This is a genomic window from Mycobacterium sp. 1274761.0, assembly GCF_001668615.1.
Lineage (GTDB): Bacteria > Actinomycetota > Actinomycetes > Mycobacteriales > Mycobacteriaceae > Mycobacterium.
The window spans coordinates 1-8,992 of record NZ_LZMC01000068.1 but is presented as its reverse complement, the minus strand read 5'-3'; the positions used below and the strand labels follow the sequence as shown (position 1 = coordinate 8,992).

The following is an 8,992-nucleotide window of genomic DNA, read 5'->3' as shown; positions in this document are numbered from 1 at the left end:
CTCCGCCAACTCCTCGAACAGCACCTCCAACCGGTCATCAACCGTGAGCGGAGCTGCAACCAAAGACATAACACCATGATGACAGCGGGGTACGACAAAAAATCGCGGCCGATCCGCAGTCATGTCGGACGTGGGTGGAACGATGCGTGCATGCAGGACTGGTTCGCGCGACTGACAGGCTTCCGGGAAACGAGCTATGAAGAAACCCGGAGCCGTCTGCGTATGGAAGGCTGCCAGCTGTTGTCGACGGTCAACGGAATGAGTTACCGCGTAGGCGATCTCACCCTGCCGACCCTAGGAAGCCTGCGGGAGCGGGTCGTTCTCGACCAGGATGGCCGCACGACGGTCCGGTGCGTCACCGGCGACGTGCGGGCGATGCACTCCGACCGCGAGTATGAGGGCGCCGTGTTTCAAGTGGCGTCGCAGTTCAACCTGCTGGAGATGACGGGGCCAAGCGTCACACCTGAAGATGGGGTGACGCGGTACAGCGGCGATCCCACGCAAGGTCCCGCGTGCGCGATAGCGGCTGGGGCGGCGACGATCTATCGCAATTAGTTCGTGCCCGTTGGTGACCAGATCGGACAGACGCGCGACCGTCAGCTCGACGCTCTCGAGCTTGTCGGCCAGGCACTGTCCCGCCATCTCGACCAACCAGTGTCGGATCTGTGGACGATGCGCAACGGCTACGCGTTGTGCACCGAGCACGGCCTCAAGGCAATCACGCAGCTGGTCGCGGACGAGGGCGAAACGCTGTGCGACGAACTGCGGGCATCGCTCCGAATCGGCTGGCATCAGGACGTCGAGGTAACCGACGCGCACGAGGGCCAGCGGCCTTTCGTGACGCAGGCTTTCTGCTCAGCACTGCCCGTCGCTTATGGCGGGGGCCGACGTGAAGACTGGGAAGCGTTGACGCGCATCGTGCTCGAGGCGGCGTATGAGGCGACGCTACTAGCCGCCGTCGGCCGCGCGTCGAACATCGTGCTTTTGACTCGCGTGGGGGGAGGTGCTTTCGGCAACACCGATGACTGGATCGACGACGCGATCCTGCGTGCCATCCGAATCGCAAGCCGGGCTGGGCTTGATATCCGGTTGGTCAGCCGCGGTCAGGTGCACCCGTCATTCCGCGCGATCGCCGACCGTTTCAGCCCGTAGTGTGTCGCCGGCTGCCACAGTGCTATAGCACCTGCCCGTCGACCGCAAATCATGCGTTACCGCTTTTATCGCGCCACAACTAGCTGGTCGGGGAGCTGGCCAACCAGTGCCTTCGGAAAACCTTCTCGCCGCCGTCTTATGAACTCGGCATGGTTCCGCTTCCACGTCGACCTCACAGGGTCTTCGGAGAAAACCTGACGCAGGGGTCACGGGCGCAGCCCGTTTAACTGTCCGGGCGGGTCGCGTCCAGCCGAATCACGATGTCATCGATCACCTTCGCAGGCGAGGCTCACTCGCCTGGCCGCCTCGCTGGTTGCCGTGGAATACTCGCACTCGGGGTCGGCTCCACGAGGTCTACGACAAATTTGCATTAGGGGGACAGTGCAGTGATGAGCGAACCCGCGAAGACGTTCTCCCGCGTCTTCAGGGGCTACGACTCGGCAGCGGTTGACGCCCACATCGAGGCGTTGACCACCAAGCAGTGGTTCCTGCACAACGACGTCCAGAGCCTTCGGGCTCGGCTGAGAGAACGCGACGCCGAAGCAGCCGCAATGCGCAAAGAGATCGCCGCCCTGACCGAAACCTCCCCCTCGCCCTATGCGATGCAACAACGTATGGCCAAGATGCTGCAGCGGGCGGTCGACGAGATTTCCGAAATGCAGGCCGAAGCCCGAGCCGAGGCGGACGAGCTTATGGCGGCCACCCGGGCCGAAATCGACATCGAGCAACAAAAGCACCAAGAGACTCTCGCGGACTTGGTCGCCAGGCAAAAGGCGATGGAAGCCGAATACGCGGAAGCCAAGAAGCAGCTGGACGCCGAACTGACTAGGATGCGCAACGAATCTCAATCCGAGATCGACCACAGCCTGCGGGACGCCCAGCAAGAACGTGAACAGCTTCTCGCCGACGCAAAGCAGGAGGCTGATTACCATCGCGAACAGGCTCAGCGGGCGGTGTCCGAAGCTCGTCAGCTACGAATCAAGGTCCTGGAGCAACTGATGGGCGTATACCGCGACCTCGAATCGGTTCCAGACACCCTCGAGAAGGCATACCGCGAAGCAAAGGATTCACCGGAAGACAGCGTCATGATCCCGTTGGACCAAGAGGCCCGCGCGGGCTGACGCCTCGCCCTTATCAGCCGGAGCAATAGGCTGGCATTTCATCGCGCGACTTGATTCTGTGCCGCTACGTGCCGCGGTCGATCGAGTCGAAGACAGAAATCGATTGCTCGAACGGTTGCGAGGTTACGCCCAGCTCCTTGCCGAAGGGATGATCGAGCCAGTAAACGACGAACAACAGCAAGCCCAGCAGGACGGCAACGGCGCCCAGCAGCGACAGATGTCCCCGCGTGCTCCCCAGACGCATGAATCCGCCGATCGACAGGAGCACCACGCCGCCGAAAAGCAGTCCGCTCCAGAGCAATCCAGGGATCCGTGGCCTGGCATCGAGGATTCGCTGATTGCGTTGAGACGCCAAAGTGGTCAGCTGGTCGAGGAACTTCTGACTGATCGGGTTCGACCCGACGCTCGACTTCGGATTGCCGAGCACCGTGTACATCTCATTGAGGGCATCGCGTGCCGATTCCGTCCCGCTCGGTGAACCCATCGCGTCCTGCCATTCGGGCCCTTCCACTGCTCCCGCGTACTTTCGCAGTAGCGCCCGCATCTGCGCCTGCTCCGCCGCCGGCATACCAACGGTCTGTCGGTACATCGTCACCAACGTGGAGGCTTCACTGGAGACGTTGGTCTCCGCGGAGGAGAATTGTTCCCACGCCACCACGATGGTGAATCCGAGCAGAGCACCATAAACGAGGCTGACACAGGTCAAGAACGGCGACAGCGTCGAGTTGTGGCCTTCCTGCACCGGTTCGCCGATCATCCGGTCGGCCATCCACACGGCACCGACTGCCACCAACAACGCTGCCAGGAGAGCCAGCGCCAAGAACAACCAAAGACCCGCTATGCCGTAGTGGCCCATCGCTAACCTCCGCCCCCGGTCCACCGACCTGGGGATACCCGCTAGCGCTATTTCCGACGCTGCAGAAGTCAGCCGGATCGTCCTTCCCGCGAACTTCGTCGATGCGACCGCCGTCCGATGTCGCTGGTGGTAGTCAAAAGACATGGACCTGGCGAGCTGGGGTCTCGGTCTTCTGCTCATCGTGCTGACCATCGCGATTCACACGACCGCGGTGGTGTTGATGGCGTTTGTGCTGGAGGCGCACATCCGTCCCCGGTTGCCCGCGCCCGCGCCCGCTCTGCGGCGCGCAATCCCGACCATGGTCGGACGCATCGCCATCGTGACATTGATCCTCGCCGCGTTGCACGGGTTGGAGGCGGTGTTGTGGGCGCTGGCGTACTGGCACCTCGGTGCCCTTGACGACTTCACGCACGCATCGATCTACTCCCTGGCCACCATGACGACATTCGAGATACCAGACGTGACGACAGCGCCACGGTTTCACATGATCAGCGCCGTGCAAACGGTGAACGGCGTGCTGCTGTTCGGTATCACGACAGCCTTTTTGTTCGCCGTCCTTCAGGTGCACTGGCAACTGATCTCGCGCCGAGGCCAGGAACACGTGTAGCCGGTGGCGTCGGCGATGGTTAGTCAAACGCGGCTTACTTGACGGGAAATCGTCATCTGAGTAGCGACGGACGGGAAGCTGGAACGCCGGCTTTCGCGTTGCGGGTCGCATCGAACCGCTTGCACCCCCACTGCGTGGGATAGATGTCCCCGCGTGAGAGGAGAACTATGCCTGCATCCGGCCGCCCGCGCGCCGGCGTCGCCGCGACGAGCGTTGCCCTGCTGGGTATCGCAGCCATGGCCACCACGCCGTTGGTTTCGCCACCGCCGACCGTTTCGATACCCGTCGTACGAGACATTAGGCTCGCCGCCGACACGGTTCCGCCTGGCGGCATCCTCACCAGCTTCCTGAACAACCAGGTGATCTACTGCTCGATCATCTGCCCGCTGATAGTCGACACGGGCGTGACAGCGGTCGCCACGACGGTCGCCTCACCGGCTGTCTTCCTCGCAGGCCTGCAGTCGGGCGATGTGTTGAAGCCGCTCGGCGCCGCCGCCGCATCGGTCACCGGGCCGACGAACACTGCTGCAACCGCAGCCATCCTCGCCGACGGCACGCTGGTCGCGCCTCGCTTTCTGAACGCTGTCGAAGTTGGCGTGGTGCACCTCCTCGACGTAGTGCCAGCCGCCGCAGGCGGACTGCCCGGAATCCTCTCGGCTCTCGAGGCCGCGCGCCAGAACACCTTTGACGCTCAACACGCGCCGATCATCCCCAACCCGCCGCCGACGGTCATGCCCCACGGGGTCTTGCCAGTCGCTGCCGTGGGTGCACTGAATATCGTTGGGACCGTAGCCTTCCAAGGTCTCAACCAGGTTTTGCTCGGCGTGTTCGCGACTCCTGACGCGGTCGCCCAGAAGTTGGCGGCGACCGGCAACCCCGTGCAAGCGGTGGCGGCGGGTGTCACCGCCGCGGCCGGGGCGGCGACTGCGGCAGTCGACGTCGTCGCCAATTCTGTCGTCAACGCGGTCAACGACGTCACCGCAGCGGCCGGGCACGCTCCGCACGGCAACACGACGATGCAGGTTCAAAGAGCCTCCACCCCAACGGCATCCGCAAGGCCGACACTCGAATCGACCCGCGCGCCGGCCACGACGACCGAGCGCACCCAGGTCAATCCGACCCGAGCACACCCGGTGCGCGACACCGTGTCAACCGTGCGTGAGGCGATGCGAACCGCCACGAAGTCCAGCCCCCTGCAGATGCCCAACCACCGTCTGAAGGACCGCACCTCGACCAAGAAGACTGATTCTGCAGCCTGACCTCTCGCCGTGGCCTCAGCGGAGCGCAGACCTCGGTTATCCCGGCGCGCCGAGTCCCTCGATGATGTCGCCGACCGCTCGCATCGGATTCGGATCGCTCCATGCCGATTCGAGGACGCTGCTCGGCGTATTCTGCACACCCGGCTGAGGTTCGACGAGATGACGCCGCATCAACGCGAGGCGGCGGGCCTGCTCGTCCGGGTCATCCCGACGACGAAACCATTCAGCGTTCGCCTTCTCGATCGCGTCCTGCTCGGTCGATCCCGATACCGTCCATCCGCCGCTGGCGAACCATGCCCGCCAGGTTCCGTCGCCGAATTGCTCGGTCTGCGGAGCGAAGCGCCACACCCACCCGACCCGCGGATCATCTTCTTCGAGCTCGATTACCCGCCGCGGCGCATCGCGTACGACCTCGTCGGCGTCTTCGCCGATCTCGATGGCATGTGCGACGGCCCGGTCACGCACTTTCTGCTCGCTGGCGCCAGTCATCGACCAACTGCGGCCCGGTAACCCCGCCTGCCAGGTCCCGTCGGGTAGAAGCGTGGCCAGGACCAGAAGCTGCCGAATCTGCTGTGCCTCAGACTCATTCATCTATGGCACCTGCTGGCACACGGCACCAAGCCCGAACAACCCGTTCGTGTCAGCCTTGATCGACCCCATTGCCCGACTGTAAACCCATCGGGCACCGTCACTTTGCACGAATCTTGGGCCTTCCAAGGATGTGCCAAGAGCCCCGCGCGACTCTATGGCTGTCCCCGCCACACCAGCCAAGGAGTGATCTTCATGATCATTCGCATTCGCACCCTGACCGTTACCGCCGTCGGCGCCGCTGTATTGGCCGTGGGTTTCGGAGCAACCGCGTTCGGGGCCGTCGGCACCGCCAGCGGCGACGTCTGCTGGGAGTACTACACCGACGGCAGCGTCTTCTACTACTACTGCTGAGCTACACGTCTATCGACGACAGCTCCCCGGTCGATCCGGGGCCGCCGCGAACTCACTCCTTCGCAGCCTCCGGCACCCGCCGCGCCACCGTCTCGTCGATCAAATCGCGCAGCGCGGGCACCTCGTCGAGCAACCGCTGAAGATCGTCGCGGTCGATGTGTAGCACCTCGGCGCGCCCCGTCGTGGTCACCGTCGCGCCGCGCAGCTTGCCCTGCTTGAGCGCCGACTCGCCAATCACCTCACCCGCCTTAACCGTCGCGATTTTCTCCTGGCCGACGTACACCGCCGCCTCGCCGCTCAGCAGGATGTAGCACGCATCCGAGACCGTCTGCTCCCGGATCAGCGGCCACGGCCCCGACGTCGACGTGCGGTGCGCCGCCGCCACGATGCGCTTGCGGTCGGCGTCGGAGAACTTCGCGAACCCGTCGAACTCCCGCAGTCGCTGGGCGTCTTCTTCCTGTTCCTTGCTGATGGCATCAGCCTTATTACGGGCGATCTGACGTTCGCTCATAGTGATCTTTCCCCGAGTCGCGATCTTGTCTGACATCCGCAGCGTAGCGAGAAACGCCGTCTCATCAGCCCAAACCGCAAAAGCGGTCACACCAGCGGCCGCGTCCGACTGCCCAGCAGCGACGCCAGCTCTACCTCGAATTCATCGGCGAGGTCCCACAGATCGTCCACGAGCTTCGGGCACGAAAGGATTCCCACGTTGAGCTTTCCGCTCAGCGACATCACGGTGATGTTCAGCCCCGACCCGTGAAAGATAGGCCCCAGCGGATACAGCCCTTTGATCTCCGCGCCGAACCCGTAGAGCGGCGTCTCCGGACCCGCCACATTCGAGATGACCACGTTGTGGATCGGCGTCGTCTTCAACGGCGTGCGTGCCATCACCGCTAACACGAAATCGATCACCGGACGCGTAGCGGCCTGCGTCAAGTCCATCGCCAGCGACGGACGGATGGCCCGGCCATGCTCCTTCGCGCGTGACGCCGCCTCGGCGATCCTCCGCATCCGCTCGACGGGATCCGTGATGTCGGTGTGCAGATTGCAGAACATCCCCGACAGCTGATTGTGCCCGGGCCGACCCGATTTCCCGTGCGCCGACATCGGCACCATCGCCGACAACGGCTTGTCCGGCAACTCCTCCCGCCCGCGCAGATACTCACGCAGCGCACCGGCGCACAGCGCCATCACCACATCGTTGATCTTGACGTTGTACCGGTCGGCAATGCGCCGGACGTCGGCGAAATCCATCTGCGCGAACGCCACACTGCGCTCTGCCGTGACTTCGGCGTTAAATGCCGTCTTCGGCGCTCGGAACGGCGCCGCCATCGCCATCCCGCTGCGCGCCCGGTTCAGCGTGTCGACCACCGTTGACACCGTCGCCGGCACCGCCTTCGCCAACTGCATCGGACGGGTCAGGAAACCCACCACACCGCCAGCGGTGATTCCCCACGCCGTCGCATCGCCGGGCCCCTCGACTGGCTCGGGCGGCTCCGCGTCGGGCGCCGTGTCGAAGATCTTCGTCATCAGGTTCGCCGCCGACACACCGTCCACCACCGAGTGATGCACCTTGATCATCAACGCCAGCGGACCGCCCTCCTGCGCGTCCGTGCCCGCTACCCCCTCGATGACCCACATCTCCCACAGCGGCCTGGTGCGGTCCAGCGGCTTCGACGCGATATGCCCGCACACTTCGGCCAGCTCCGTGCGCCCGCCCGGCGACGGCAACGCGATCCGGTACACGTGTGCGGACAAGTCAAAGTCCTTGTCCTCCACCCACACCGGATGATCGAGGTTCAGATCGGTGTCCGCGAGCTTGCCCCGCAGCTCCGGTGACGCCTTGATCCGCGACGCCAGCCGCTCCCTGAACAGCTCGAAGGTGTAACCGCCGGGCATCGTTGCGGTGTCCAACTCCACGATCGAGCACACGTGCAGGGGCACAGTTGGCGACTCGCTGTAGAGGAAACTGGCGTCCATCCCGCTCAGCCGTTCCATCCACTGCGCGTACCCGAAGTAACGCGGGCGTCAAACGTCAGGCCCCGACCGCCTGCGCTGCCACCGTCGCGACCTCTCCCCGCAGCGTCGAGATCGGCGCACTGCCGCGCACGTGGATCGAATTCGTCATCAGCACCACGTAGGTGTCCGACCCCGGATCGAGCCACATGCTGGTCCCGGTGAAACCGGTGTGCCCGAAGCTGCCGATCGGGAAGGCCGCGCCGCGCGGCATCGACAAGCCGGTGTCGATGTCCCAGCCGAAGCCGCGCAGGTTCTGCCCCCTGATCGCCGGATAATGCGGAGCCACCAGTGAATTCGCTCGGTTCGGCAGTTTCGATTCGGCTTCTTGCTCGGCCGCGTTGGCCGCTTCGACCTGCCCCGAATTGTGTCCCGGCTGCTGCGGCGACGTCATCGCCTCGAGCGTCTCGCGCGTCAGCGGGAACACGCTCGGTCGCCCCGCCAAACGGTCCAGCAGTGCTTGGGCGTAGACGCCGACCTCCCACGCCGTCGAGAACAGCCCGGCGTGCCCGGCCACTCCGCCCATGCGCCGCGCAGTCGTGTCGTTCACCGCGCCGCGCAGCAGGTAGTCGAGGTCGGCGTTCTTGGCGGGATCGCCTCGGCTTTCCTCGTCGCGTGATGTCGGCGCGATACGCGGCAACAGGTCGGTGCTCCACGTATCGGCGGAGCAATCGCCGACGTTCGGCGCGGGCACCCACGCGATCGCCGCGCCCCGCATTGCATGTGGCCCACATGCTTTCGCCGCGGGCAGATACCGTGTCTCTTTCATGCCGAGCGGCGCGAACACGTTTCGCTGGGCGTAGTCGTCTTCGGCTTGGCCCGTGACCTTTTCGACCAGCAGCCCGAGCAGGATGAAATTGATGTCGGAATAGCGGAACGTACTGCCGGGACTCGATTCCAGCGGCGTGGTCAGGGCGCGACGGAACCCTTCGGCCCTGTCGGACCGCTCCAGACCCCACGGGTCTTTGAGCTCGACGTCGCCCGTCTCACCCGACGTGTGGGTGAGCAGCATGCGCACCGTCACCGCCGCGCGCGCCGC

10 protein-coding genes and 1 pseudogene are annotated in these 8,992 nt (G+C 64.6%); 6 read left to right on the top strand and 5 right to left on the bottom strand.

What is annotated here, in order from left to right:
* The 3 genes and pseudogenes from A5651_RS25740 to A5651_RS14870 all read left to right on the top strand — a co-directional run.
* Window positions 1-555: pseudogene (locus A5651_RS25740) on the top strand (hypothetical protein); the annotation flags it as partial.
* 3 nt (window positions 556-558) lie between these two features.
* Entirely contained in the window at window positions 559-1,152 is a 594-nt protein-coding gene (locus A5651_RS25735; protein WP_197496631.1) for a hypothetical protein, read from the top strand.
* Between the two features lie 386 nt (window positions 1,153-1,538).
* Entirely contained in the window at window positions 1,539-2,273 is a 735-nt protein-coding gene (locus A5651_RS14870; RefSeq protein WP_066982018.1) for a cell division protein DivIVA, read from the top strand.
* A gap of 64 nt (window positions 2,274-2,337) precedes the next feature.
* On the opposite strand, the gene A5651_RS14865 is transcribed toward A5651_RS14870, so the two are convergent.
* The gene (locus A5651_RS14865; protein ID WP_066982015.1) at window positions 2,338-3,129 is read right to left on the bottom strand and encodes a DUF4239 domain-containing protein; all 792 of its coding nucleotides are present in this window, start codon (window positions 3,127-3,129) and stop codon (window positions 2,338-2,340) included.
* Between the two features lie 142 nt (window positions 3,130-3,271).
* On the opposite strand from A5651_RS14865, the gene A5651_RS14860 reads away from it, so the two are divergent.
* Window positions 3,272-3,736: a hypothetical protein gene (locus A5651_RS14860; protein WP_066982012.1), complete on the top strand. Its 465-nt coding sequence runs from the start codon at window positions 3,272-3,274 to the stop codon at window positions 3,734-3,736.
* A gap of 167 nt (window positions 3,737-3,903) precedes the next feature.
* A complete protein-coding gene (locus A5651_RS14855; RefSeq protein ID WP_156662935.1) occupies window positions 3,904-4,995 on the top strand; it encodes a hypothetical protein in 1,092 nt (363 codons plus the stop codon).
* 36 nt (window positions 4,996-5,031) lie between these two features.
* Here the strand turns inward: A5651_RS14855 and A5651_RS14850 are convergent, their stop codons facing one another.
* On the bottom strand, window positions 5,032-5,586 hold the full coding sequence (locus tag A5651_RS14850) for a hypothetical protein (RefSeq protein ID WP_066982006.1): 555 nt from the start codon (window positions 5,584-5,586) through the stop codon (window positions 5,032-5,034).
* A gap of 192 nt (window positions 5,587-5,778) precedes the next feature.
* Between A5651_RS14850 and A5651_RS25415 the strand changes: the two genes are divergently transcribed.
* On the top strand, window positions 5,779-5,937 hold the full coding sequence (locus A5651_RS25415; protein ID WP_156662933.1) for a hypothetical protein: 159 nt from the start codon (window positions 5,779-5,781) through the stop codon (window positions 5,935-5,937).
* 52 nt (window positions 5,938-5,989) lie between these two features.
* Here the strand turns inward: A5651_RS25415 and A5651_RS14845 are convergent, their stop codons facing one another.
* The 3 genes from A5651_RS14845 to A5651_RS14835 form a co-directional block, all read right to left on the bottom strand.
* The gene (locus A5651_RS14845; protein ID WP_066982020.1) at window positions 5,990-6,448 is read right to left on the bottom strand and encodes a cyclic nucleotide-binding domain-containing protein; all 459 of its coding nucleotides are present in this window, start codon (window positions 6,446-6,448) and stop codon (window positions 5,990-5,992) included.
* Between the two features lie 86 nt (window positions 6,449-6,534).
* Window positions 6,535-7,935 carry a wax ester/triacylglycerol synthase family O-acyltransferase gene (locus tag A5651_RS14840; RefSeq protein WP_066982001.1) on the bottom strand — a complete coding sequence of 467 codons (1,401 nt, stop codon included), beginning with the start codon at window positions 7,933-7,935 and terminating at the stop codon, window positions 6,535-6,537.
* A gap of 37 nt (window positions 7,936-7,972) precedes the next feature.
* On the bottom strand, window positions 7,973-8,992 hold a 1,020-nt coding region (locus tag A5651_RS14835), incomplete at its 5' end, for a serine hydrolase (RefSeq protein ID WP_066981998.1).